Genomic DNA, 25,587 nt, shown 5'->3' on the forward strand with positions numbered 1-25,587 from the left:
GCGAGACGGTTCTGAGACCGGCCTGACCTGTGCAGACGTTCTACCTTGGGGGGCTCATCGCGTGGACCCGAGCGGAGGGCCGAAGACCCTGACCAGGGCCTCCGCGCGGGCCGTCGAGGCCGCCGGGTGATGTCTGAGGCCATGATCGCGGCGTTGCCTGCTGCGGCACTAGGTGCGCTTGCCGGCGTCGCGTCATGACCTCCCAGGATCGGGCCGCTGCCGCATGGGCGGCTCTCGACGAGCGGCAGCAGGCGTATACGCGGGTCATCTACGACGCCGACCAGGCCGCCGAGCAGCGGGCGAAGGCGCGCGGCTGGAAGGACATCGCCCGCCTGGTCTCCCTCCGGGAGAAGACCCCCGGTTCAGCGGGCGACTACGTCCCGCCGCCCGGCGGCCATGGCGGCGACACCATCTGCGAGTACCCGAAGCAGCCGAGCGGTCGTGAGCTCTCGCCCACCTCGGGGGAGGACAGGAGCTCTTGCGGCACGAGCTACATCCGGGTCCGCGCGTACGCCTGCAGTGCGTCGCGGACGAACGCCGCCCCCGCGGCGTCCTCGTACATGGCGGCGTAGCGGGGGTCGTCGACGAACATGTCCCCCACGCCCTTCACCATCGCGATCGAGCGTTCCCGGTCGCCGTCCGCCGTCGGCGTGCCGGGGATCTCGCTCAGCCACCGGACGTGCCGGGCGGCCAGCGTCTGGGCACGCGCCGAGGTCGGAGAGATCCCGGCCCTCGCCGCGGCGACCCAGGCGGCCACGAGGTCCTCGCTGGCCTGCTTCCAGGCCCGCTGCTGGTCAAGGGACTTGCCGTGCCACCAGTCGTTGCTCACCTGGAACGCGCGCTCGCCCCAGCGTGAGATCACCTCGTCCTTGTAGTGGTCGTTGAACCCCGCCAACATGACGTCCATCCGCGGTTCCGCCCCCGCCTGCAGGGCCTCGAGCGTGTGACGCACGGATCGGATCTGCCGTTCGACGCGGTCCCGTTCCTCTTCCAGCTCGGCGATGTGGGCGCGGAGCCCGTCGCACGTGTCCACCTCGTCGGCCAGGACCTCGGCGATGGCCGGCAAGCCCATCCCGAGCCGGCGCATGAGAAGGATCCGCTGGAGCCGGGCGACCGCGGTGGGGTCGTAGTAGCGGTATCCGTTCGCGCCGATCCGGGACGGGGCCAAGAGCCCGACGCGGTCGTAGTGACGCAGGGTGCGGCTGGTGATGCCGGCCCTCGCCGCGAGTTCCTGGATCGACCACTCCATCGTTCTCCCCTGCGTGCGCGGCCTTCCGATTCAGTCTTACTCGATCTCAGAGGGTGGCCGCGCCATATCTCAGGTGATCAGCTCTCGCTGTGGAGCGTGGCCGCGATGATCTTGGCGCTGTCGGCGTGCAGGGCCTGCGCCGCCGTCTGTCCCGTCGCCGCCAGGTAGGTGTCGACCAGCCGGTTGCCCGCGGCGTACCCGGCGCCCATCGGCAGTCCCACCGGGGTGACACCGAGGTGCTCGGCGCCGGGGTCGCCGTGCACCCAGGCAGTGAAGTTCTGCATGCCTGTCACGTCGAGCCCGGTGAGCACCTTGGCGAAGACCTCGTCGTCGTGCAGGTGCGGCACGCCGATGCGGGCGGGGCCGAGCTCGTCGCCGTAGAGCTGGCGGGCGAAGGCGTCGGCCAGGCCCTCGCCGACGATGTGCTCGCCGACCGTGACGGTCATCGGGTCCCACACGACCCCGCCCGGGCTCCACCGCAGGTTGTGGTGCAGTTCGTGCACGGCGGTGGCCTCCAGCCGCTCCACGTTCTCGGGGAAGGGCCAGAACGTGATGGCGATGTTGCCCGAGATGCCGCCGAACCCGGTCAATCCTTTGCAGGGACCCATGAAGTGCTTGTCACCCGGATCGCCGAGGACGAACAGCACGGTGATGTCCGGGGCCTCCAGCCCCGGCGTCGCCTCCAGCAGTACGGCGAGAGCGTCGTCGAGCGCGCGTTGCATCCGCTCCCAGGCGCCGGCCGCCGCCAGGGTTTCGAGCGCGTCGAGGCAACGCTCCTCGTCGCGGTCGATGGGGAACCCGGACGATTGGAGGTGTACGGCTACCAGGTCGAGCTCGCCGGGGTGGTAGCGGTACATGCCCTTGTTGGCTTCCAGCATCGAACGCAGCAGGTCAACGCGGTCCGCGACCGGAGCCCGCAGGATCTGCTTCATAGCGGAGTAGGTGTCAAGAACAGTGATGGACATGGCCCCGATGCTAGAAGTTGACGCAGCGTCAAGGTCAAACCAGCGGCGCTCTCCGCCGAGGTACGGCCGGCATGCCGTCACTCGGCCCCGTCCCGCCCTACGGGGGTGGCGTATATCGGGCGGAACGATTTGCCCTCTTCGTGCGTCGCAAATATGTGATCTCCTTCGACAGCGTGGATGACGACCTGCGCGCCGCCCGTGACCGGGTGCGACGGCTGGAACAACTGACCAGGCAGCGTCAGGCGGTGGCCGTGCAGCTCGACGAGGTCGGGCGGCTCATCGGCGACCTGGAGGCCGGGCTCGCCAAGGAGGAGCGCGACGTCTCCAGGCTGGAGGGCGGCGGCTTCGCGGCGTTCCTGGCCGGCCTCGCCGGCTCCAAGGAGGAGAAGCTCGCCAGGGAGCGGGCCGAGGCGCAGGCCCTGCGGCAGCGCCTGGACGGGCAGCGGACCCGTCTCGGATGGCTCCAGGCCGACCGGGCGGCCGTGGAGGACGGCCTGGCCGAGGTCGCCGCGGCCCGCGAGGAGTTCGCCGCGCTGCTCGAACGCAAGGAGCGGTCGCTGGTCGAGTCGGCGGACCCCCGGGGGCGCGAGCTCGCCGAGATCGGCCGGCGGCTCGCCGACACCCACGCCGACCTCCGCGAGCACGAGGAGGCCCACCTGGCCGGCGTCGCGGCCGGCCAGGCGGTCGGACAGGTCCTGCGCTGCCTCGGCGGCGCCCGCGGCGCGTCCACCTGGGACATGCTGGGCGGCGGCGGTTTCGCGGACATGGTGGAGCACGGCCACATGCGCGACGCGGACGAGGCGGCCTGGCACGCCCAGCGCGCCCTGGACGCCTTCTCCCGCGAGCTCGCCGACGTCGGGGTGCACGTCAACCCCCAGCTCCCCGAGGTGGACACCCGCTGGTTCGCCGACGTGTTCTTCGACAACATCATCACCGACGCGATCAAGCACCAGCGGATCGCCCGCACCGGCGAGGCCGTCACCGAGGTCGCCCGGTGGGTGAGCGGTACGGTCGACGACCTGGCCGCCCGGCGCGGTGAGCTGGCGCGCCACCGTGACTCCCTCGCCGCCCGCCGCGAGGACGTTCTCACCGGCTGACGAGAAGATCCGCCGGGTGGGCTGACGGGACCGGCCAACGGTGGGAAGCTCGGGACTCAAGGCATCGCACCGTCTCGATGGAGGGCAGCATGTCCACGCCCCTTGTGGTTCCGTTCCTTCGATACCAGGATGCCCCGGCCGCCATCGAGTGGCTGGGCAAGGTCTTCGGCTTCCGGCCGGTGCTCACGCTCCCCGGCGGGAAAGGCGGCGTCGGATACGCCCGGCTCGCGCTGGGCGACGCCGTGGTCATGCTGGCCTCGGTCCGCGACAGCGAGCCGTACCTGCGCAGCGCTCTGGACCTACCGGCGGTCAGCCAGGGGGTGTTCGTCGTGGTGGAGGATCTGGAGGCCCACTACGAGCAGGCCAGCGCAATGGGCGCGGAGATCGTGCTGGACATCGAGGCCACCCCCGAGGGCACCAGGGTCTACCTGGCCTTCGACCTGGAAGGTCAACTCTGGGCCTTCGGGGACGGCTTCGTCGTCAACGACTGACCTCAGTGCTTGTGGTCGTGGCCGTGCTCGTGGTCGTGGTCGTGCTCGTCTTCCTCGTCCGAGGGGCCCTCGGAGGGCTCCACGCCCAGCACGGCCTCGCGGGGCTCGATCTGCTCGACATGCTCGATCAGCCCCAGGACGTGGTCCGGCTCGATGAGCCACTGCAGCGCCGTGGCGCCGCTGTCGTCGGCGGAGACCATCTCCGCCTGCTCCCTGCGCTCGTCGTCGTCCAGGTCGGCGTCCGGGTGGTTGATCTCCTTCAGTGCGGCGGCCTGGAGTGCGCCGATGTCCTGCACCTCCACAGTCAGCTCAACCGTCAGACGCAGATAGCGTTCAGTGCCCGATTCATCACTCATGGTGGAAATCCTAGTGCCCTTGGGAGGTGAGATCGGACTAGGGGAGCTTCCACTCCACCGGCGTCGTGCCCTGCTGCTCGAGGAGCTCGTTGGCCCGGCTGAACGGGCGCGAGCCGAAGAACCCGCTCCGGGCCGACAGGGGGCTCGGGTGGGCCGACTCGATGGCCGGGACGTCGCCGAGCATCGGGCGCAGGTTGCGGGCGTCGCGGCCCCACAGGATCGCGACCAGCGGCTTGTCGCGCGCGGCGAGCGCCTTGATGGCCTGCTCGGTGACCTCCTCCCAGCCCTTGCCCCGGTGCGAGGCGGGCTTGCCCGGCACGACGGTGAGCACCCTGTTGAGCAGCAGCACGCCGTGCTCGGCCCAGGGGGTCAGGTCGCCGTTGCTCGGCATGGGCAGCCCGAGGTCCTCGGTGAGCTCCTTGTAGATGTTGCGCAGGCTCCCCGGGATGGGCCGGACGTCGGCGGCCACCGAGAAGCTCAGGCCGATCGGGTGGCCCGGCGTGGGATAGGGATCCTGGCCGACGATCAGCACCTTGACCTGGTCAAAGGGCTGCTGGAAGGCGCGGAGCACATTTGGTCCCGAAGGGAGGTACTGCCGGCCTTCGGCGACCTCCTTCCGGAGGAAGTCGCCCATGGCGGCGATCTTCTCGGCGACGGGTTCCAGGGCCGTGGCCCACCCGGCTTCCACGACTTCATTCAAAGGACGTGCGGACATGCCGAAAACCCTATCGATGTTTGAGGTCCGGTACGGCTTGCACTCGAAATCTGGGCAAGCCGTACCGGACCTGCCCCTTTATTTCACCGAGCCGGCCATCATGCCCTGCACGAAGTACCGCTGGAAGGCGAAGAACAGCGCCAGCGGGATGATCAGGGACAGGAAGGCACCCGGCGCCAGGATGTCGACGTTGGTGCCGAACTGCCGCATCTGGGACTGCAGGGCCTTGGTCATCGGCTGGTTTCCGGAGTCGGCGAAGACCAGGGCGACGAGCAGGTCGTTCCAGACCCAGAGGAACTGGAAGATGCCGAGCGAGGCGACCGCGGGCTTGGCCAGCGGGAACACCACGGTCGAGAAGATCTTCCACTCACCCGCGCCGTCCATCCGCGCCGCCTCCAGCAGCGAGCGTGGGATGCCCGCGAAGAAGTTGCGGAGCAGGAAGATGGCGAAGGGGAGGCCGAAGGCGACGTGGAAGAGCACCACGCCGGCGATGGAGCCGAAGATCCCGAGGGTGCCGTAGAGCTTGGCGATCGGGATCAGCGCGATCTGGATCGGCACGACCAGCAGGCCGACCACCACCAGGAACAGCCCGTCCCGGCCCGGGAACTCCATCCAGGCGAACGCGTAGGCCGCCATGGCCGCGATGCCGATCACCAGGAGGGTCGTGGGCACCGTGATGAACACGGTGTTCCAGAACGACGAGGTGAACCCGGTGGCCAGCAGGTCGGAGTAGCTCCTGAGGGTCAGCTCGGCCGGTTTGGTGAACGCCGTCCACCAGCCGGTGGAGTTGTTGGCCGTCTCCTCGCGGATCGAGACCACGAACAGCCCGAGGGTGGGGACCAGCCAGAACACGCCGATCAGCACCAGCGCCGCCTGGACCAGGCCGCCGCCGACCCGGTCCACGATCCGGCCGAGGGTACTCCGGGGCGGGGCGCCGAGAGTGGAGGTTGTCACTGGTTGTCCCTCCTGAACCGGCGGATGTTGATAATCATGAAGGGCAGGACGAGGATCAGCAGGAAGATGGCCAGCGCGCTGCCCAGTCCCTGGTTGCCGCCGCCGCCGAAGGAGACCCGCCACATCTCCAGCGCGATCACGTTGGCCTGCGGCTGCACCGATCCCGGCGCGATGACGAAGACTAGATCGAAGACCTTCAGGGTATTGATGATCATCGTGACGAACACGACGAGCAGCACCGGGGAGAGCAGCGGGATGGTGATCTTGCGGAACACCTGCCACTCGGTGGCGCCGTCGATGCGGGCCGCCTCCAGCGCGTCCCGCGGGATGGCCGCGAGCCCCGCCGCGATCAGGACCATGGAGAACCCGGCCCACACCCAGATGAACGCACCGATGATCGCCGGGGTGATCAGCGTCGGGCCCAGCCAGGAGACGCCGGTGAAGCCCGCCTCGAAGTTCGACTGCGGCAGCCGTACCGTGTAGTCGCCCGGAGCGAGCCCGGCGAAACGGAAGGTCCCGTCGGCCTCGGTGGTGGAGGTGGCCTTGACGGCGCCGTTCTGCACCGCCTCGACCGTCACTCCGGCCAGGGCCTTCTCGGTGCCGTCCACCTGGTTGAGCGCACCGCCGCCGCCCTGGGTGAAGTCCACCCACACGGTTCCGGCGAGTTCGCCCGGACCCGGCTGGACGGCCTTCGCCGCCGAGGCCGAGGCCAGGGTGTCGGGCTTCACGCCCACCAGCGGGATGAGCACGGCCTGCCCGGGTTTGGCGGGCTGCTTGGTCACCACCGCGCCCTGCTGGGCGGCCACCGGCGCCTGGTCGTTCTCCCTGGGGCGCGCGTCCGGGTAGCCCTGGTTGGAGCCGAAGAGACCGTCCACCGAACTGATCACGGCGTTGGCCACGCCCCGGTCCGGTGCCTGCTCGTAGACCAGGCGGAAGATGACGCCGGAGGCCATCAGGGAGACGGCCATCGGCATGAACACGATCAGCTTGAACGCGGTGGCCCAGCGGATCCGCTCGGTCAGCACCGCGAAGATCAGGCCGACCGCGGTGACCAGGGCGGGAGCCACCACGACCCAGATCAGGTTGTTCCTGATCGTGGTCAGGGTGGAGGAGTCACTGAAGATCGCCGCGTAGTTGTCCACGCCGACGAAGGTGTCGCCGGTGCCGTCGTAGAGGCTGCGGAAGATCGAGTAGATGATCGGGTAGATCACCATCGCACCGAGCAGGAGGGCTCCCGGCAGCAGGAACCAGATCGCCATGCTGGGCGGCGGCCCCAGCTTGGAGGGGCCGGCCTGCACCGCCTTCGGCGCGGGGCGGGCGGTGGCGGTGGCGGTGGCGCTCTCCGCGGGGGAGGTCTTCCCCGGCTCCGCGTCCGCGTCAGCCGGGGGTGGGGGTCCGTCGCTCAGGTCGAGGGAGGTCCCATGGGTTTCGTTCGGTCCGGAGGAGGAGCCGCGGGCGGCGTCGTCGCCGCCACGCGGATCCTGCGGGCCGTCTAACCGGTTGGTCACGGCCTCTCCCCTTTACTTCCAGGCCTTCTTGGCCTCGTCCTCAAGCTTGGACTGGATGTCCTTGATCTTGGACGGGTCGCGGACGAAGTCCTGCAGGAGCTTCCACTGACCCTTGCCGTCGGTGCCGCCGAAGGCGCTGGGCGCCAGGTCGGACATGTCGTAGCGGACGGCGTCACCGGCGGAGATGATCGTCTGGGCGAGCTTCTTGGTCAGCTCGGCCGGGTAGTTGTCCGGAGAGACGTTGCGGTTGGGGGACAGGTAGCCCGGGAGCTTCGCCCAGATCTCGCCGCCCTCCTTGGAGGCGAGGAACTCCAGCAGCGCCATCGCGCCCTTGGATTCCTTCAGCACCACCGCGATGTCGCCGCCCAGCACGACCGGCTCGGTGTCGCCGGCCTTCGGGAACGCGAAGTACTTGGCCTCCTCGCCGAGCTTCGCGCCGGACTCCTCGGCGGTGGTGGCCACGAAGTCCGCCTCGATGACCATCGCCGACTTGTCCTGGCCGTAGACCTGGGTCACGCAGGTCGGGAAGTCGGTCTGCAGGGCGCCGGAGGAGCCGCCGAGCAGGAACTCCTTCTTGCCGACGAGCTGCCCGATCTTCTCCAGCGCGGTGGTCACGCTGGCGTCGGTCCACGGGATCTCGTGCTTGGAGAGCTTGGTGTAGTTCTCCGGGCCCGCGCTGGACAGGTAGACGTTCTCGAACAGGTCGGTCAGGGTCCAGCCGGACGCGCCGCAGAGGGAGAAGGGCGGGGTGCCGGAGTCGGCGACGGCCTGGGCGGTCTTGACGAGCTCGTCCCAGGTGGTCGGCGGCTGCGCCCCGGCGTCCTGGAAGGCCTGGTCGCGGTACCAGATGAGCGACTTGTGGGCCGCCTTCACCAGCACGCCGTAGGCCTGGCCGTCGGCGGAGCCGAGCTCCTTCCAGTACGGGGTGTAGTTGTCGTCGATCTGCTTGAGCACCTCGGGGGCGAGGGGCTTGAGCGCCTTCTGGTCGGCGTACTGCTGGACCAGGCCCGGCTGGGGGAGGATCGCGATGTCCGGCGGGTTGCCGCCCTGGATGCGCGGGCCGAGGTAGGCGCCGGTGTCCTCGCCGGTGGAGGCGTAGGTGACCTTGGCGCCGGTCTTGGCCTCGAACGCCTTGAGCACTTCCTGGAAGTTGGTCTGCTCGGCGCCGGTCCACTTGGCGGCGACCTCGATGGTCACGCCCTCAAGCGTCTTGGCGGCCGGGGCGGCGGCGGAGGAGCTGCTGCTCGCGGCGGGGGAGGCGCCGGTCTCGGAGGACTGGCCGCACGCGGCGAGGGCGAGTGCCAGGCCCGCCGTCGTCACTGTCGCGATGGTTTTACGCATGCTGAACAAACCTCCTGTGCTGTCGGAGTTCCCCGATATGGCCGGGGGATGGGGGTGACAGCTCAATACGGACTGAGGATGGGGGGACATTTGACCTGGATCGAGGGTGGGGATGACCCTCGATCCGGATCGGTGGACCGGGGGCGGGGATGACCCTCGGTCTGGATCGGTTATGGGGATGACGGTCTCACCCGGGGGGATCGCCCCCGGGTCACTGAGCCCGGATGATCTCGTTGAGCTGGCCCTTCATGGAGGCGACGACGTCGTCGCCCGCCTCCGTGAAGGGTGGGGTGAGCGCGTTGGAGACCGCACTGGCGATCACCAGGCTCACCTGGTTGTAGTTGGCACTCGCCGGTCGCGGCCGCGCGGAGAGGATGCTCTGCTTGAGGACCGGCAGGTAGGGGAAACGCTTGATCAGGCCGGGGTCGTCGTACAGCTCGGCCCACACGGGCGGGAACGAGCCGTCGGCGAGCACCCGCCGCTGGTTCTCCAGGCCGGTGAAGTAGCGGATGAACTCCACCGCCGACTTCTGCCGCTTGGAGTATGCGCTGAGCGCGAGGTTGACCCCGCCCAGCGAGCTGGAACCCGGGCCGTTCAGCCCGGGGAGGCGGGTCACGCCGAACTTGTCACCGACCGCCGAGGTGGTGGCCGGGCCGTAGGCGTGTGGCCAGTTGCGGGAGAAGGCCAGCCGGCCCTCCTGGAAGGCCAGCCGTGACTCCTCCTCCTTGAAGGAGAGCGACTCCTGGGGGATCCATCCCTCCCGGAAGCCGCCGGTCAGGAAGTCCAGACCGGTCTTCGCCCTGGCCACGTCCATGGTCACCTGCGTGCCGTCCCGGCTGAGGATCTGGCCGCCCGCCGACTGCACGGCCTCGGCGAAGTTGACGGTCAGCCCCTCGTAGGCGAGGAACTGGCCGGCGTAGCCGCCGATGTCATACTTGTCGTGCAGCGTCCGGGCCTGCTCACGCAGCTCCGCCCAGGTCCTGGGCGGCTTGAAGCCCTGCTTGGCGAGCAGGTCCTTGCGGTAGTAGAGCAGTCCGGCGTTGCTGGTGTACGGCACCGCCCAGAGCTTGTCCTGGTAGACCGCCGTGTCCACGACCGGCGGAAGGAACCGGTCCAGCGGGAACGCGCCGCGCTCGAGCGGCAGGATCCAGCCGGCGTCGGCGAACTCCGCCGTCCAGACCACGTCGAGGCCGAGCACGTCGTAGCGGTCGCTTTTGGCCTGCAGGTTGGCGACCATCTGCGCGCGCTGCTCGTCGGCCGCCTCGGGGAGTTCGAGCAGGGTCACGCGTTCCCCGGGGTGGGTCTCGTTCCACCGGTCGAGCAGCGGTTGCAGATAGCCGGTCGTGTCGCGTCCGGTCACCAGGGTGAACGGACCACTCCCGCCGAACCGCTCCGTCTTCTGCGCCACCGCCGTCGAGCATCCCGCCGTGACCAGCACGGCGAGCACGACGGGGAGCAGACGGCGCATCGGTTGCCTCCAGGTTTCGGAGCGATTACATACGTGTTAGGTAGATGCATGCATGTTATGCACAGCGCTAATGTGGACGTCAACGGATAGCCACATAACGCTCACGTAACGAGCACTCCGAGGAGGTGAGGCGTGAGGCAGTCGCTGCTGGCGCTCCTCGCGAAGGAACCTGCCCACGGATATGAGCTGAAACAGGCGCTGGAACAGATATTCGGCAGTGCCTACCCGTCACCGAACATCGGGCAGATCTACGTCACGCTCAGCCGGTTGGAGAAGGACGGGCTGGTGCGCGTCGTGGACGTCGAGCAGTCCAACCGGCCGAACAAGAAGGTGTACTATCTGACCGCCGCAGGCCGGGAGGCCCTCGACGTGTGGGTGGACGACCCCACCGAGGGGCCGCGGGTCCGGGACGAGTTCTTCATGAAGCTCGTGCTGGCCCCGATGACCGGCATCGCGGATCGAATGGCGCTGATCAACCGCCAGCGCCGCCACTACCTCGCGCTCATGCGCGACCTCAACGAACTCGCTGAGCGGACCGACCAGGGGAATCGTGTCGCGCTCCTGCTGATAGAGGGGGCCATGCTGCATCTGCAGGCCGACCTCGACTGGCTCGAACGCTGTCAGGAGGACCTGTCGTGAGCCCACCCCCACCCCCCATCGTCAGCACGGTCAACCTCGTGAAGATCTACCAGAACGGCGGCGTCCCCGTGCCCGCCGTCCGGGGGGTGGACCTTCAGGTCGAGGCGGGGCAGTTCGTCGCGGTCATGGGGCCGTCAGGGTCGGGCAAGTCCACCCTGGTGCACATGATCGGGGGCCTGGACGCCCGGACCAGCGGCGAGATCTGGCTGGACGGCAGGCGGGCCGACACGCTGAGCGAGAGCGCCTGGGCGCTGCTGCGCCGGCAGAAGATCGGCTTCGTCTTCCAGTTCTTCAACCTGGTCGCCAACATGACCGTGGCCGACAACGTCGAGCTGCCCGCGCTGCTGGCCGGGTCCTCCCCGCGCGAGGCCCGCGAGCGGCGCGAGTATCTCCTCGGGGAGCTCGGGCTGGCCGACCGCGCCGACTCCGCCCCCTCCCAGCTCGCGGGCGGCGAGCAGCAGCGGGTCGCCCTGGCCCGCGCGCTGGCCAACAGGCCGAGCCTGCTGCTCGCCGACGAGCCCACCGGCAACCTCGACAGCCGCAACACCCGTGACGTGCTCCGCCTTCTCAGCGAGGTCCACCGTGACGGCCAGACCATCATCATGGTCACCCATGACGCCCGGGTGGCCAGCCTGGCCGACCGCGTGGTCTCCCTGCTCGACGGCGAGATCGTCGACGACGGGACCGTCGGCCCGGCCCGCCGGCGGCCCAGGGCCACCGCGGGCGACGTCGTCGAGCTGAGGGGGTAGGGCCATGAGCACCGCTCCCACCGCCGCCGCGCGCCCGTGCCCGGCGGTCCCTGACCAGGGGCCGGGATCCGGGACGTGAGCACCACCAGGGCCTCGCTCAGATGGATCCGGGCCGACCTGAGAGTCCGCCGGGGACAGGCGCTGCTCACGGTGCTCGCGGTGGCGGGCATCGTCACGGCGCTGATCACCTCGGCGACGCTGCTGGAGGACGGCACCAACCCGTGGCGAGGGCTGTTCGCCGAGTCCCGGGGCGCGCACGTGTGGATCCACACCAAGGACGCCCCGGACGTCACCGCGCTGTCGCGGCTCCAGGGGGTGACCCAGGTGGCGGGGCCGTACCGGACGGCGCCCGTGATGCTCGCGATGGACGGCAGGAAGTCACCCGTGGCACTGCGGGGGATGCAGGCGCAGCCGCCCTCCGTGGCCGCGCCGCTTATCCGTGAAGGGCGCTGGCTGCGCTCCGGCGACGTCGACGGCGTCGTCGTCGAGCGGTCCTTCGCCGAGGCGCTCGACCTGCGGGTGGGCGGCCCCTTCACCGTCACCGCGCTCAGCGGCGCCTCCCACCCGCTGGTCGTGGTCGGCCTGGCGGAAACCGCCGACCAGGGCTTCTACCCCGAGTGGACCCCCGGCCTGGCCTGGAGCCTGACCACCACCCTCGCCAGGGTCGAGCCCGCGCTGGGCCGCAGCGAGTCGGTCACCGGCCTCCGGCTGGCCGACGGCGAGGACACGCTGCCGGTCGTGCACGGCGCGGTCACCCTGCTGGCCGAGAAGATCCAGCGCATGTCCACCTGGCGCGAGGTCCGCGCCTCCATGGAGCTGGACAACCGGCTGCTCGGCCTGATGCTGGCGCTGTTCGGCGTCACCGGGCTGGTCGCCGCGGCGCTGGCCATCGTCAACGTGGTGGGAGGACGCGTGCTCACCCAGACGCGCGACATCGCCACCCTGAAATCCCTGGGCTACACCCGGAGCCAGATCTTCGGCCTGCTCATGGCGGAGCACGGCGCGCTCGGCCTGCTCGGCATCGCCGCCGGGCTGGTCTGCGGCCAGATCGCCGCCTCGTTCGCGCTGGACGGCATGCCGATCCTGCCGCTGTCGTCGCTCCCGCTGCTGGCGATCGTCGGCGGCACCGCCGCGGTGGTCCTCATCGCGGTGGCCCTGCCGGCCTGGCGAGGCTGCCGCACCCCGCCGATCCCCGCGGCGCCCGCCGCGCCGCCGAAGGGCCACCTGTCGCGGGTCGCCAGGCTCGCCCTTCTCGTACGGCTGCCGCCGGCCCTCGTGCTGGGCACCCGTGACGCCTTCACCAGACGTGTCCCCGCTTTCCTGAGCATCTTCGGCCTCGCCGTCCCGATGATGATGATCACGATCGGCCTGGGCGTCTGGGCCACCCTGGACGACTTCCTGCGCCACCCCGAACAGGTCGGCCAGGCGGCGGCGCTGACCGTCCGCCCGGACAAGCTCACCCCCGAGGACGCCGCGCGGATCGTCAAGGCCGACCCGGAGGTGCAGGCCGCCTACCCGGGCAGCGAGGTGGCCGCGCTGGAGCCGGAGCAGACCAGGAGCGTGCTGGCCCGTGCCGTGGGCACCGCCGCCCAGCCGTACCCCTTCTCGGTGGTGGAGGGGCGGATGTTCAGCGGCCGGGGCGAGGCCGTCGCCGGCCAGGGACTGCTCGACCTGCTGGGGGTGAAGATCGGCGACCGGGTCCGGATGACGGTCGGCGGCACGCCGCTGATCGTGCACATCGTGGGCCGGGTGGTGGAGCCCGACCAGGACGGCGAGGTGCTCTCGCTCGGGCTGGACAGCCTGGCCGCCAAGGACGCGGTGCCGCCGCAGTTCTACAGCCTGGTGCTCAGGCCGGGGGCCGACCCGGCCGCGGTCCGGGCCCGGCTGCTGGCCGCCTCGGACGAGGGGCTGGAGGTGCAGCGGGTGGTCAACCCGGCCGAACGGCTGGAGGTCATCCGCGTGCTGATCGTGGCGCTGGTCGTCGTGCTCGCCCTGATCGGCCTGGCCAACCTGCTGACCGCCAGCGCCCTGGGGCTGCGCGACCACGCGCTGGACCTGGCGGTGCTCAAGGCCATGGGACTCACCCCGGGGCAGGTGGCCGCCACCCTGGTCACCGGCACCGGGCTGCTCGTCGTGCTGGGCGTGGTCGCGGGCACCGCGGCCGGGGCGTCGCTGGTCGGCGGCCTGATCGACCTGCAGGGGCACACCAGCGGCGTCGGCGCGGGCATCGGCCGCACCCCCTCGGCCCTGACGCTGCTGTCGGCGGTGCTGATCGCGGTGGGGGCGGCCCTGCTGGTGACGTTGATACCGGCCCGCAGGGCCGTGCGGGCCAAGATCCCGGTGGCCGTCAGGTAGGGGCCGAGACGGCCCCGGAACGACGACGGACGGTGCGGTACGGCTGGGCCGTACCGCACCGTCCGTCAAGGGGCCGGGCGGCTGAGAGAGTGTCTCAGCGGGTGTTGATGGAGAACCAGTAGAAGCCGTGACCCGGCAGGGTCAGCAGGTAGGGCAGGGTTCCGATCTGCGGGAACGGCACCCCTCCCCGGGCCTCGACCGGCGTCATGCCCTCGAAGCGGCGCAGGTCCAGCTCCACCGGCTGCGGATACTTCGACAGGTTGTTGACGCACAGCATCACGTCGTCGCCGTCCTCACGGATGAAGGACAGCACCGCCGGGTTGCCGGACCACAGCTCGCTGTAGACGCCCGTGCCGAAGACCGGGTGGTTGCGCCGGATCTCCAGCATCTTCCTGGTGAAGTGCAGCAGCGACGCCGGGTTCTTCTGCTGGGCCTCCACGTTGACCGCCTGGAAGCCGTAGATCGGGTCCATGACGGCCGGGAGGTAGAGACGGCCCGGGTCGGCCTGGGAGAAGCCCGCGTTGCGGTCGGGGCTCCACTGCATCGGGGTGCGGACCGCGTCACGGTCCTCCAGCCAGATGTTGTCGCCCATGCCGATCTCGTCGCCGTAGTACATGACCGGCGAGCCGGGCAGGGACAGCAGCAGCGCGGTGAACAGCTCGATCTGGTCCCGGTCGTTCTCCAGCAGCGGGGCCAGGCGACGCCGGATGCCAAGGTAGGCCCGCATGCGCGGGTCCTTGGCGTACTCGGCGTGCATGTAGTCGCGCTCCTCTTCGGTGACCGTCTCCAGGGTCAGCTCGTCGTGGTTGCGCAGGAAGATGCCCCACTGGGCGCTGTCCGGGAGCTTCGGCGTCCGCGACATGATCTCGGAGATCGGCTCGCGGCTGCCCCGGCGCACGGCCATGAAGATGCGTGGCATGAGGGGGAAGTGGAAGGCCATGTGGCACTCGTCGCCGCCCACCGACGGGTCGCCGAAGTACTCCACCACGTCCTCGGGCCAGCCGTTGGCCTCGGCCAGCAGCACCCGGTCGGGGTAGAGGCGGTCCACCTCGGCGCGGACCTTCTTCAGGTACGCGTGGGTCTCGGGCAGGCCGGAGCAGTCGGTGCCCTCGCGCTCGAAGAGGTACGGCACGGCGTCCAGGCGGAAACCGTCGATGCCCAGGTCCAGCCAGAACCGCAGGACCTCCAGCATGGCCTCCTGGACCGCCGGGTTGTCGTAGTTCAGGTCGGGCTGGTGGTGGAAGAACCGGTGCCAGTAGTACTGCTTGCGGACCGGGTCGTAGGTCCAGTTCGACTCCTCGGCGCCGATGAAGATGATCGGTGCGTCGGGGTAGCCGGTGGGCTCGTCGGACCAGACGTAGAAGTCGCCGTAGGGGCCTTCGGGGTCGTGCCGGGAGGCCTGGAACCACGGGTGCTTGTCGCTGGTGTGGTTCATCACCAGGTCGGTGATGATGCGCAGGCCCCGCTCGTGGGCCGACTCGATGAGCTGGATGAAGTCGCCGAGGTCACCGAAGTCGGGGAGGATCTTCATGTAGTCGGAGATGTCGTAGCCGCCGTCACGGAGCGGCGACTCGTACAGGGGGAGCAGCCACAGGCAGTCCACCCCGAGCCACTTGACGTAGTCGAGCTTCTCGATCAGGCCGCGCAGGTCTCCCGTGCCGTCCCCGTTGGAGTCCTTGAACCCCCGGACCAGCACCTCATAGAAAACCGACCGCTTATACCACTGGGGATCCGCCGAGACGAAGTCTTCGGAAACAGGCTCCAGGTAGGGGGATGGGTTCATCGTGTTCTCGCTCACGGTGAGAAAGGGCAGGACGAAGTCACCGGATAGTCCGGCTGATGATGTTGGTGACCGCGCTGGCGGGAGCCGTCATCCCCACGTGCTCCATGCCCTCGGACAGACCGAATTTGTGATTCGGTCCCATCCGTTGTGGCGCTTTCTGGGCCGAACACTACCAGCCGTTCGAGCGCGTCGGAGCCCCTAAACATCTCCTCACGTCCCCGCACCACGGAATCTTCGCGAGCATCGCGCAGCCCACCCGTAATCGGGCTGTCGCATACTGTTCATTTCCGTGAAACGCGTCACACGCGGCGGTGATGACCTGGGCGTATGTACGGCGCGTGGGTTGCGGGCGAGGCACCCGGATCCGGCCCCCACAGGCGCCCGGATCTCTGCCCGGCCGTCCGCGGTGTGGGGTCGCCTGGGTTGTCCCCCGAGGTCACGAGCCCACATTTCGACCATACCTGGTCATATGGCATGGGCTCGCCGCCCCCCGCCGGGCCGTCCCAGTACGGGTCCGGCTGAAGTCCTGAAGGAGAACAGTGTCGAGCTTCGCTTCACGGCCGACCGGACGTGGAACGGGGGCGTCGACTCGCCGCCCACACGTTTTCCCGGCTGCCGACCGGGCCGTCGCCGCGAAGGGCGGCTGCCCGGTCGGCGGAGGGCGCCGTGTATTGAATCCCCGGCCCCGTCGTCACTCGCCCAAGTCGGCGATCTCGACGATGGTGAGTCCTCCGGACAGGTCCTGGACGATGCCCTTCCATCGCGCGTAGTCGGTTGTCAGGATGGGGCAGCGGTGGAGCAGCGCCTCTGTCACGGCATGGGCATCCCAAGGAGTGGTGCAGGACTCCACCTCGATAAGCACCTGCCCGACCTCGACACCGTCCTTGAAGTCGCTCACGGCTGTCAGATTGGCCGAATCCAGACGGCACAGACCGCTGACGACGGCCAGTTGATCCTGGTCCCCGCCCAACTCGACCGTCGCGCCGGTGACGGCCATGGCGGGAATGATCAGTGGTTTCCGGTCCGCGTCGAACTGCTGGATCAAGTTGATGATCCCGACGTCGCCGCGCGCGCACTCGGTGAGCACGGACACGTCCAGGACGAGCGCCTGCTTGACGTCACCCTCCATTGAGGATTTCGATCAGTCGCTGGGCGCGGCGTCTTGCCTTCTCTACCTCTTCGGGGTTCTGCTGTGCCTTCTCCACGGCGGCCTTCCACGCGGCGTCGGCGCGGCGATCGATGGCGATCTGCCGTTCCAGGGCCGCGTTCAGATAAGCCGAAACCGATCTGGCGCGCCCCAGGTTGACCTGCTCCTGCACGTAAGCGAGGAGGTCTGCTTCCAGCGTCGCAGTGACAGGCTTAGTGCTCATATAAGCATCATATGTCATGGTCACGTTGCGCAACAGTACCGTCACGCGCGCGTGCTGTCCTGGAAAAGCGGGAAGCGGCCGTCGGCCACATGTCCCGGCACCCTCCCGATCGTCGGGGTGGATCCCGGGGGGCGTCGGCAGGTCAGGTCCAGGGCGGGGTGAGGGTGGGCAGGCGGTCCTCGTAGTCGCCCAGCCATGCCCCGAACAGGACCAGGCTCCGCACCCAGAACCGGTCGTTCCAGCCGTTGAACCGCGCCAGGGCGTCCGGGCCCTCCGCGACCACGGCGTGGAGCGGCTCCGACAGCAGGGAGGGCACGGTGCCCGCGACCCGGGTCAGCATCCGGTGGCCGTACTCCCGGGCCGGCGCGGCGGCCGAGCGCAGCGGGACCCGCTGGAGCGGCTGCTTGACCACGTTGGTGGAGGGCAGCGCGGCGACGCGCGGGTTGGCCGCGTACAGGACCTCCCGGTAGAAGCGCCCCTTGTCCTTGCGGGCCACGCCCACCGAGAGCGCGGCGTCGAAGAAGTCCGGGTGCGTGAACGGCGCGGCGAACGACACCTCGGGGCCGACCAGGTTGACCGGCGAGCGGGCGATGCCCCGGGCCGTCCGGGTGTGCAGGACCGACAGCGGCAGCTCGGCCCGGTGCCCGTTGAGCATGGAGGTCGACTGGCCGAAGGCCGTCTCGACCGAGGAGGTGATCCAGGCCGCCGCCTCCTCGGACAGGAACGGCACCGACGGGGTGCCCAGCGCCAGGGAGCCGAGCAGCGCCGCCTTCCGCTCCGCCTGCGAGGAGGCCTCCAGGGCGGCCCCGCTGACCATGAAGTTCTTCAGCAGCGGCCCCCCGGCCAGCCCGTCCACCAGAGTCCGGCCGGCCCGGTGCACCTCACGGGCGAACGGGGTGTACCAGGCGTGGTGCGGGGTGAGGAACTCCAGCCGCCGGGCGGCGGCCAGCGCGTCGTCGGGGTAGGCCGAGGCGTCCTGGGTGATGACGCGGTGCCGTACGCCCAGCTCGCGGGTTATCGCGCGGGCGAAGGCGATGTCGGTGTCGGTGCCGTCGTCCGGGCTCGTCGTCCACGACTCGACGTCAGCGCCCCGCGTCACCGCGACCGAGCACAGCAGCCGCGAGTCGTAGCCGCCGCTGACCGGCACGAGCAGCGGCCGCCCGTCGAACTCCTTGTAGACCTCGTGCAGGATCTCCAGGATCTCCCCGGCCGTCCGGCCCGCCTCGAACGGCTCCTCGCGCAGCCAGCGGGGCAGCCTCCGCTCGGTCGAGACCCGGCCCGACGCCCGGTCGAAGACCAGCGCGCTGGCTCCGGCCAGCCGCTTGACCTGGACATACGGGGTGTCGTCACGGAGCGGGAAGGTCAGCTGGATGATCGACGCCCAGGCGTCCCAGTTGATCTCGTACGGCGTGCGCGCCAGGGCCAGCAGCGGCTCCAGCAGAGAGGAGAAGTAGACCGCCCCGTCCCGCGTCAGGTAGTAGACGTCCACCAGGCCGAGGCCGCCGGCGTGCAGCGCGATCCGGTCGCCGTCGTCGATCAGGCCGGGGGTCTCGAACTCCTCCGCCACGCTGATCCACGGCGCCGGCCCGGCCGGCCTGCGCTCCCCCCAGGCGAACGCCCAGCTCCGGGTGTCGCGCTGGTAGGGCGGCAGCGGGGAGGAGCTGTAAAGCGCGGCCTCGGGCGTCCGCAGCGCGGGTTTCACCCGTGGCCCGGCCTCCCGGAGGGTCTCCAGGGCGGACTCGTCGAGGTGGCCGATGCCGCCGCAGACGTACGGTCTCACATTGAACGTCGGCCACTGCACCGTGCTGACTCCTCTGTGTCGCGATTGCCCAAAGGGTATCCTTTCGCCCGGCTCAGGAATCGGAGGACGACGTGGCGGGCGAGCAACTCGAAAGCACACGGTTGGCGTTGCGGGAGGCGGTGGCCGAGGCGGCACGGGCCGCCGAACTGGCCCGGCTGCTCGACGCGGCGCAGGCGAAGATCACCGAAGCGGAGCGCGCCACCGCCGAACTGCGAGGAGTCCAGGAGCGCCTGAGCGAGGCCGAGAAGCGGCTCGAAGCCGCGCACACGGCGGAGGAGAGGCTCCGCAGGGACCTGGCCGAGCAGCGCTACCAGGCCGAGGTGGCGAAGTGGAAGCTGTCGTCGGTCCAGGTGGCCCGCTGGTCCCGGATCGGTGACGCGCTCAAGACGGGCAAGAGCAACCCGGTACGGCTGGCGCGCGGCCTGCGCGGAGCCGCCAGGCCCGCCAAGCGCCCCGCGGCGCCCAAGCGGCAGCCCGTCTCCCCGCAGGGCTCCGACAGGTCGGCGGCCGCCACCGCGTCCTTCCAGGCCACCACCTCCACCAGGACCGTCGGCGGCACGTCGGTCAAGCTCAAGCCCTTCCGCGTCCCGACCGGCCCGAACACCCGCCCGCACCTGACCGTGGCCGTCGTCGCGGACCCGCACGCCGAGGCGCTGCTGCGCTACGAGTGGCGGCAGAGCGCCGGCTTCACCCCCAGGGACTTCGCCCGGGTCCTGGCCGCGGAGGTCCCGCACCTGCTGGTGGTCGAGTCGGTCACCGAGGGCCCGTGGGCCGAGGAGCTGCGCGAGCCGGGCGAGGGCCTGAACGCGCTGCTGTCCTGGTGCGCGGAGCGGGGCATCCGCACGGTCTTCTGGCACACCGGGGGAGACGTCGGCCGCTCCGTGGCCGCCGCGCGGCTGTTCGAGCACATCGTCACCGCGCTGCCCAGGTCCGTGGCGGAGTGGGGCGCCACCCTGGCGTCGCGGGAGCCGGAGCCCGGCCGCCGGGCACCCTCGCTGGGACTGCTGCCCTTCGCCGTCCAGCCGCGCGTGCACAACCCGCTGCCGCTGGCCGGGGACCGGTTCGACCGGGTCCTCACGCTGGACGAGCTGCTCCCCGGGCACCTGTCGTATCCGGACGTGCTCACCTCCTACCGCTGGCCCCGGGCCGTCGACTGCCCGCCGGGCACCGAGGCCTGGAGGCTGGCCGAGCTGGCCGCCTGCGGCACGCCGATCGCGTCGTCGGGCCCGTCCGGTCCCGCGCCGGAATCCTCGGCCGCCGCGGCCGACGCCGACGCCCGCCGGGCCCATGTGGCGCTCCGCCGGGCCTACGGCTCGGGCACGATGAGCCAGAAGGTGGACGACCTGCTCGACGCCGTCGGGCTGCCCAGCGCCCGCGCCACCCTGAACATCTCGGTGATCATGATCGACCGGGGCGACCTGGGCCACACCCTGGCCCAGGTCGCGCCGCAGAAGGGCGTCGTCCAGCTGGTGCTGCTGTCGGACGCCCCGGACGCCGCTGAGCGGGCCCGCGCCGCGATGCCCCCCAGGGTGGACGTCGTGGTCCGTCCCGCCGACCCCGGGCTCACCACCGGCGGGCAGCTCGATCGCGCCCTCGACCTGTGCCAGGGCGACCTGGTGGCGGTCATGGACGCCAGGGACGCGTACGGCGAGCACTACCTGACCGACCTCGCCCGCGCCTTCCTGTTCACCACCGCCGACATCGTCGGGAAGGCTGCCTTCTACGCCCACCTGCGCGACGTCGCCGCCACGGTGCTGCGCCAGCCGGCCGCCGAGTACTCCTACCTGCCCGAGGTCGCCGGCGCCACCCTGCTGGCCCGCCGTACCGTCCTGCGCGGCCTGGGGTTCGCCGACGTCTCCGAGGGCTGGGACGAGGTGCTGATGCGCCAGTGCCGCACGGACGGGGTCAAGGTCTTCTCGGCGGACCGCTTCGGCTACGTCTGCCTCCGTGACCACGACAGCCGGCTCCTCGGCTCGGCCCGGCTCGTCGACTACGGCCCGCCCGCGCCGCATGCGCTGATCTAGGCTGCCAGGCGTGACGCCCGGTCAGCTCGGTGAGGTCCTCGGCCTGCCGCCGATCCCCTCGGGGACGTGGGCTGAGGAGGCCCTCTACGTCTCCCCGGCCGCGTTGCGCCGCAAGGAGGCGCCGGGGGAGATGGCGGCGCGGCTGCGCGCGCTGCCCGGGATCGCGGGCGTCCGGGTGCGGGGTGACGGGTTCCTGGAGATCGCGGTGGCCGTGCCGGGGGAGCTCGTCGCGGAGATCGGCCCCGTCCCGCCGGCCGCCGGGGGAGTGCCGCCGTGGGCCGACCTGCCGAGGACGTGGGACAACCCCGGATTCATCGTGCGATTCGCCCATGTGCGGGCGGTCGCCGTACAGCGCTGGGCGGCGGATCTGGGCGTCGGCGGGGACTTCCGGCCGGAGCTGCTGGCCGGCCGGTGGGACCGGGCGGTGCTCAGGTCGCTGGCCGAGGTGCACGGCAGGCGGGTGAGCCGGGACCCCGGATGGGCGGCCTACACCGAGCAGCTCGCCCGGGCCTACCACGACGCGTTCGAGCGGGCTCCCGCGCTGCCGGCGGGGGACGAGGAGCCGTCGGCCCTGCACGCCGCCCGGGTACGGCTGGCCCGTGCGGTGCGGGACGTGCTGGCCGAGGGGCTGGCGGCGCTGGGCGAGACGGCGCCCGACAGGCTGTGACGGACCCTCAGGAAAGCGGATGCCGGGAGGAAGGGCGGGCGGTTGTCCTGGCGCTCAGATCACCACAAAACGTAAAAATATACGGCTTAAGTTATTAATGACATGAAAAATTTGTGTATTTCCGGTCGATCGTGTCTCGCCAGGTGGGCACTCGTCCCACGGGGATCACCGGGTCCGATAGCCTCGATCGGGTGAGTCGATTCGCCCACCCCGCCGGTGACCGGCACGCCGAAGTGCTGCCTGAGGAGCGCCCTCCGCACGCACCTGCCGACCTGAACACGCTCGATCCCACGATCTGGCCGCGAACGTCGAACCGCGTCGACGGAGCGGTCACGATCGGCGGCGCGGACGTCAGGGACCTGGTCAGAGAGCACGGCAGCCCGCTCTATGTGGTGGACGAGGAAGATTTCCGGTCCCGGTGCCGCGACTACCGGGAGGCGTTCACCGGCGGCGAGGTCCACTACGCCGGCAAGGCCTTCCTCTGCCGCGAGGTCGCCCGCTGGATCATGCAGGAGGACCTCGGCCTCGACGTGTGCAGCGCGGGCGAGCTCGCCGTCGCGCTGAGCGTCGGGTTCCCGCCCGAGCGGATCACGCTGCACGGCAACAACAAGTCCCTCGCCGAGCTGGAGAAGGCCGTCGAGGCCGGGGTCGGGCACATCGTGGCCGACTCCTTCGAGGAGATCGCCCGGCTGGGCTTCCTCGCCGACAAGCACGGCAGGCGTCCCCAGGTCATGATCAGGGTGACCGTGGGCGTGGAGGCGCACACCCACGAGTTCATCGCCACCGCCCACGACGACCAGAAGTTCGGCTTCTCGCTGAGCAGCGGCGCCGCGGCCGAGGCCGCCCGGCGCATCCTCGCGCTGCCCCAGCTCGAACTCGTCGGCCTGCACTCCCACATCGGCTCCCAGATCACCGACACCGCCGGGTTCGAGGTGGCCGCGCGCCGCCTGGCCACGCTGCTGGTGCAGATCAAGGAGGAGCACGGCGTCGTCCTGCCCGAGCTCGACCTCGGCGGCGGCTACGGCATCCCCTACGTCGAGGGCGACACCGCGCTCGACGTCAAGGAGATCGCCGACGGCCTGCGGGGGATCGTCGCCAACGTGGCCCGGTCCGCCGGGCTGCCGGTGCCCAAGCTCACCGTCGAGCCGGGCCGTGCCATCGCCGGGCTCGCGGGCGTGACGCTCTACGAGGTCGGCACGATCAAGGACGTCGAGGGGCTGCGGACCTACGTCAGCATCGACGGCGGCATGAGCGACAACATCCGCACCGCGCTGTACGGCGCGGAGTACACCGCCCGCCTGGCCTCCCGCGAGAGCTCCTCGGGACCGATGCTCTCGCGCCTGGTCGGCAAGCACTGCGAGAGCGGTGACATGGTGGTCCGCGACCTGTGGCTGCCGGAGGACCTGGCCACCGGCGACCTGGTCGCCGTCGCGGGCACCGGCGCCTACTGCCGCTCGCTCGCCAACAACTACAACTACCTTCCCAAGCCCGCCGTGGTCGCGGTCAAGGACGGGGTGTCCCGCGTGATCGTCCGCCGGGAGACCGAGGACGACCTGCTGAGAGGCCAGCTGTGAAACGACCCGGAGCGGTGAGCCGCCGAGTGAGCGAGGCGGACGAGAAGGTGAACGCGACCATCGGGCACCGAGCGGCGAGCCGCCGAGTGAGCGAAGCGGACGAGAAGGGGAGTGCGACCGGATGGCACTGAAAGTCGCTCTTCTCGGATGCGGTGTCGTCGGCTCCCAGGTGATCCGGCTGATGCGGGAGCAGGCCGACGACCTCGCCGCCCGCGTGGGGGCCCCGCTGGAGCTGGCCGGCGTCGCCGTACGGCGGATGGGCCGCAAACGCGACACCGACGTGGACCCGGCCCTGCTCACCACCGACGCGGAGGCCCTGGTCACCCGCGACGACGTGGACATCGTCGTCGAGGTCATCGGCGGCATCGAGCCTGCCAGGTCGCTCATCCTGGCCGCGATGAACAGCGGGAAGTCGGTCGTCACCGCCAACAAGGCGCTGCTCGCCGAGGACGGCGCGACCGTGCACGGCGCGGCCAGGGCCAACAACGCGGACCTGTACTTCGAGGCGGCGGTCGCGGGCGCGATCCCGCTGATCCGGCCGCTGCGCGAGTCCCTGGCCGGTGACCACGTGCACCGCGTGCTCGGCATCGTCAACGGCACCACCAACTACATCCTCGACAAGATGGACTCCGGCGGCGCGTCGTTCTCCGACGCGCTGGAGGAGGCCCAGGCCCTGGGATACGCCGAGGCCGATCCCACGGCCGACGTGGAGGGCTTCGACGCCGCAGCCAAGGCCGCGATCCTCGCCGGGATCGCCTTCCACAGCCGCGTGACGGCCGCCGACGTGCACCGCGAGGGCATCACGGAGATCACCGCCACCGACGTGGCCAGCGCCAAGGCGATGGGTTACGTCATCAAGCTGCTGGCGATCTGCGCCCGCTCGGAGGACGGCCGTTCCTTCGGCGTCCGGGTGCACCCGGCCATGATCCCCAGGACGCACCCGCTGGCCGGGGTCCGCGAGGCCTACAACGCGGTCTTCGTGGAGGCCCAGTCCGCCGGGCAGCTCATGTTCTACGGCGCGGGCGCCGGCGGCGCCCCGACGGCGAGCGCGGTGCTGGGCGACATCGTGGCCGTGGCCCGCAACCTGCTGGCCGGCACGCGGGGCCCCGAGGAGTCCACCTACGCCGAGCTGGCGGTCCACCCGATGGGCGAGACCGTCACGCGCTACCACGTCTCGCTGGACGTCGCCGACAAGCCGGGCGTGCTCGCCCGGGTCGCCGACATGTTCGCCAAGCAGGACGTGTCCATCCAGACCGTCCGCCAGGAGGGCCACGGCGACGACGCCCAGCTCGTCCTGGTCACGCACCGGGCCAGCGACGCGGCGCTGTCGGCCACCATCGAGAGCCTGCGCGAGATGGACATCGTCCGCGACGTGGTGAGCGTCATGCGGGTGGAGGGCGAGGACACCCCGTAGCACGCCGATCGCCGGCTGAGGGCGCCCTCCGTCACGGGGGCGTCCCGCCGGGACCCCGTGCGGGGGCGGGTTCCTGACCGTTTGGTAACGGAGGCCCTGACGGGCCGTGTGGACTTATATGGTGCTTTCTTGTGCCCTTGATCCGTTGCCTGAAAGGACGGCCCACCGTGAAGATCGTTCGTTGGGCGGCGGCTCTGCCGGCGGCGCTGGTCGCCCTGGCGGTCCTGCAGCCGGTCTCCCACGCGGAGAGCGCCAAGCCTCCGAAGAAGGTCACGACGGTCGTCTCGCTCACCTTCGACGACGGGGACGCCACCCACGCGGCGACGGCCCGCATGCTGGAGAAACGGGGCATGCGTGGAACGTTCTACGTCAACAGCGACACCATCGGGCGTGACGCCAAGCTGACCCGCCGCGAGCTCGCCGCGATCGCCAAGGCGGGGCACGAGATCGGCGGCCACACGCTGACCCACATCCGCCTCACCGAGCTGACCCGGAGCGCGCAGCGCGCGCAGATCTGCGACGACCGCAGGGCACTGGTGGCGTGGGGCTACCGGCCCACCACCCTGGCCTACCCGTTCGGGTCGGTGGACGCCGACGCCAAGGCGGTGGCGCGGCAGTGCGGCTACGACGCGGCCCGCAGGGTCGGCGGGCTCAAGGACTGGGGATGCCGGGGCTGCCAGGCCGGCGAGGATCTGCGGCCCCGCGACCGCTACGAGATCCGCACCCCGGGCTCGATCCGCGACGACACGCTGCCGAGGCAGATGAGGCAGCAGGTCCTCAACGCCGAGAAGAGCGGCGGCGGGCTCGTCACCCTGGTCTTCCACCAGGTCTGCGACGGCTGCGGCCTCTACTCGGTGTCCCCCAAGGTCCTGGACGAGTTCCTCGGCTGGCTGGCGGCCCGCGAGAGCCACGGCACGGTCGTCAAGACCCTGCACGACGCGGTCGGCGCCCGCTACCGGCCCGTGCCCGCCGAGTAGACCGTCCCGCCGCCTCGGAGCGGGCGGCGGCTCGGCCCGTCCTGCGAAGGAACGGCTCTCCCGCCCCCCGGAGGGACAGCCGCTACCGGG

At 70.6% G+C, this 25,587-nt stretch carries 23 protein-coding genes; 11 read left to right on the forward strand and 12 right to left on the reverse strand.

Annotation, left to right across the window (positions count from 1 at the left end):
* Positions 1-194 precede the first annotated feature (194 nt).
* Positions 195-572: a hypothetical protein gene (locus SROS_RS07765; RefSeq protein WP_043651558.1), complete on the forward strand. Its 378-nt coding sequence runs from the start codon at positions 195-197 to the stop codon at positions 570-572.
* On the opposite strand, the gene SROS_RS07770 is transcribed toward SROS_RS07765, so the two are convergent.
* Both SROS_RS07770 and SROS_RS07775 read right to left on the reverse strand, forming a co-directional pair.
* The gene (locus SROS_RS07770) at positions 491-1,249 is read right to left on the reverse strand and encodes a MerR family transcriptional regulator (protein WP_012888353.1); all 759 of its coding nucleotides are present in this window, start codon (positions 1,247-1,249) and stop codon (positions 491-493) included. The genes SROS_RS07765 and SROS_RS07770 overlap by 82 nt on opposite strands.
* Before the next feature lie 77 nt (positions 1,250-1,326).
* On the reverse strand, positions 1,327-2,214 hold the full coding sequence (locus SROS_RS07775; RefSeq protein ID WP_012888354.1) for a DUF2268 domain-containing putative Zn-dependent protease: 888 nt from the start codon (positions 2,212-2,214) through the stop codon (positions 1,327-1,329).
* A 140-nt stretch (positions 2,215-2,354) separates the two neighbouring features.
* Between SROS_RS07775 and SROS_RS07780 the strand changes: the two genes are divergently transcribed.
* Together SROS_RS07780 and SROS_RS07785 are read left to right on the forward strand one after the other, a co-directional pair.
* On the forward strand, positions 2,355-3,311 hold the full coding sequence (locus tag SROS_RS07780; RefSeq protein WP_012888355.1) for a hypothetical protein: 957 nt from the start codon (positions 2,355-2,357) through the stop codon (positions 3,309-3,311).
* An 89-nt stretch (positions 3,312-3,400) separates the two neighbouring features.
* The gene (locus tag SROS_RS07785; RefSeq protein ID WP_012888356.1) at positions 3,401-3,802 is read left to right on the forward strand and encodes a VOC family protein; all 402 of its coding nucleotides are present in this window, start codon (positions 3,401-3,403) and stop codon (positions 3,800-3,802) included.
* A 2-nt stretch (positions 3,803-3,804) separates the two neighbouring features.
* Here the strand turns inward: SROS_RS07785 and SROS_RS07790 are convergent, their stop codons facing one another.
* From SROS_RS07790 to SROS_RS07815, 6 genes are all read right to left on the reverse strand, one after another.
* Positions 3,805-4,158: a hypothetical protein gene (locus SROS_RS07790; RefSeq protein ID WP_012888357.1), complete on the reverse strand. Its 354-nt coding sequence runs from the start codon at positions 4,156-4,158 to the stop codon at positions 3,805-3,807.
* A 37-nt stretch (positions 4,159-4,195) separates the two neighbouring features.
* On the reverse strand, positions 4,196-4,873 hold the full coding sequence (locus SROS_RS07795; RefSeq protein WP_012888358.1) for a uracil-DNA glycosylase: 678 nt from the start codon (positions 4,871-4,873) through the stop codon (positions 4,196-4,198).
* Positions 4,874-4,951: 78 nt separating this feature from the next.
* Positions 4,952-5,827 carry a carbohydrate ABC transporter permease gene (locus SROS_RS07800; protein ID WP_012888359.1) on the reverse strand — a complete coding sequence of 292 codons (876 nt, stop codon included), beginning with the start codon at positions 5,825-5,827 and terminating at the stop codon, positions 4,952-4,954.
* Positions 5,824-7,335, reverse strand: a complete 1,512-nt coding sequence (locus SROS_RS07805; protein ID WP_012888360.1) for an ABC transporter permease — start codon at positions 7,333-7,335, stop codon at positions 5,824-5,826. Before SROS_RS07805 ends, SROS_RS07800 begins: the two co-directional genes overlap by 4 nt.
* 12 nt (positions 7,336-7,347) lie before the next feature.
* Positions 7,348-8,676 carry an ABC transporter substrate-binding protein gene (locus SROS_RS07810; RefSeq protein ID WP_012888361.1) on the reverse strand — a complete coding sequence of 443 codons (1,329 nt, stop codon included), beginning with the start codon at positions 8,674-8,676 and terminating at the stop codon, positions 7,348-7,350.
* Positions 8,677-8,887: 211 nt separating this feature from the next.
* Positions 8,888-10,144, reverse strand: a complete 1,257-nt coding sequence (locus SROS_RS07815) for an ABC transporter substrate-binding protein (RefSeq protein WP_012888362.1) — start codon at positions 10,142-10,144, stop codon at positions 8,888-8,890.
* Between the two features lie 132 nt (positions 10,145-10,276).
* Here SROS_RS07815 and SROS_RS07820 point away from each other — a divergent pair, with 132 nt between their 5' ends.
* From SROS_RS07820 to SROS_RS07830, 3 genes are all read left to right on the forward strand, one after another.
* A complete protein-coding gene (locus SROS_RS07820) occupies positions 10,277-10,783 on the forward strand; it encodes a PadR family transcriptional regulator (protein WP_012888363.1) in 507 nt (168 codons plus the stop codon).
* Positions 10,780-11,532, forward strand: a complete 753-nt coding sequence (locus SROS_RS07825) for an ABC transporter ATP-binding protein (protein WP_012888364.1) — start codon at positions 10,780-10,782, stop codon at positions 11,530-11,532. Before SROS_RS07820 ends, SROS_RS07825 begins: the two co-directional genes overlap by 4 nt.
* Positions 11,533-11,607: 75 nt before the next feature.
* Entirely contained in the window at positions 11,608-13,887 is a 2,280-nt protein-coding gene (locus SROS_RS07830) for an ABC transporter permease (protein WP_012888365.1), read from the forward strand.
* A 94-nt stretch (positions 13,888-13,981) separates the two neighbouring features.
* On the opposite strand, the gene treS is transcribed toward SROS_RS07830, so the two are convergent.
* From treS to SROS_RS07850, 4 genes are all read right to left on the reverse strand, one after another.
* Positions 13,982-15,670 carry a maltose alpha-D-glucosyltransferase gene (gene treS / locus SROS_RS07835; RefSeq protein ID WP_012888366.1) on the reverse strand — a complete coding sequence of 563 codons (1,689 nt, stop codon included), beginning with the start codon at positions 15,668-15,670 and terminating at the stop codon, positions 13,982-13,984.
* Positions 15,671-16,361: 691 nt separating this feature from the next.
* Positions 16,362-16,799 carry a hypothetical protein gene (locus SROS_RS07840; RefSeq protein WP_012888368.1) on the reverse strand — a complete coding sequence of 146 codons (438 nt, stop codon included), beginning with the start codon at positions 16,797-16,799 and terminating at the stop codon, positions 16,362-16,364.
* Positions 16,789-17,040, reverse strand: coding sequence for a hypothetical protein (locus SROS_RS07845; RefSeq protein WP_043651560.1), 252 nt, complete (start codon positions 17,038-17,040; stop codon positions 16,789-16,791). Before SROS_RS07845 ends, SROS_RS07840 begins: the two co-directional genes overlap by 11 nt.
* A 142-nt stretch (positions 17,041-17,182) precedes the next feature.
* On the reverse strand, positions 17,183-18,841 hold the full coding sequence (locus SROS_RS07850; RefSeq protein WP_012888370.1) for an asparagine synthetase B family protein: 1,659 nt from the start codon (positions 18,839-18,841) through the stop codon (positions 17,183-17,185).
* Between the two features lie 71 nt (positions 18,842-18,912).
* Here SROS_RS07850 and SROS_RS07855 point away from each other — a divergent pair, with 71 nt between their 5' ends.
* The 5 genes from SROS_RS07855 (at position 18,913) to SROS_RS07875 (ending at position 25,497) form a co-directional block, all read left to right on the forward strand.
* A complete protein-coding gene (locus tag SROS_RS07855; protein WP_012888371.1) occupies positions 18,913-20,865 on the forward strand; it encodes a hypothetical protein in 1,953 nt (650 codons plus the stop codon).
* A 10-nt stretch (positions 20,866-20,875) separates the two neighbouring features.
* On the forward strand, positions 20,876-21,532 hold the full coding sequence (locus SROS_RS07860; RefSeq protein WP_012888372.1) for a DALR anticodon-binding domain-containing protein: 657 nt from the start codon (positions 20,876-20,878) through the stop codon (positions 21,530-21,532).
* Between the two features lie 191 nt (positions 21,533-21,723).
* Positions 21,724-23,106, forward strand: coding sequence for a diaminopimelate decarboxylase (lysA, locus tag SROS_RS07865; protein ID WP_012888373.1), 1,383 nt, complete (start codon positions 21,724-21,726; stop codon positions 23,104-23,106).
* A gap of 121 nt (positions 23,107-23,227) precedes the next feature.
* Entirely contained in the window at positions 23,228-24,520 is a 1,293-nt protein-coding gene (locus SROS_RS07870; RefSeq protein WP_012888374.1) for a homoserine dehydrogenase, read from the forward strand.
* Positions 24,521-24,687: 167 nt separating this feature from the next.
* Positions 24,688-25,497: a polysaccharide deacetylase family protein gene (locus SROS_RS07875; RefSeq protein WP_012888375.1), complete on the forward strand. Its 810-nt coding sequence runs from the start codon at positions 24,688-24,690 to the stop codon at positions 25,495-25,497.
* Positions 25,498-25,587 lie beyond the last annotated feature (90 nt).

Source organism: Streptosporangium roseum DSM 43021 (assembly GCF_000024865.1).
Taxonomy (GTDB): domain Bacteria; phylum Actinomycetota; class Actinomycetes; order Streptosporangiales; family Streptosporangiaceae; genus Streptosporangium; species Streptosporangium roseum.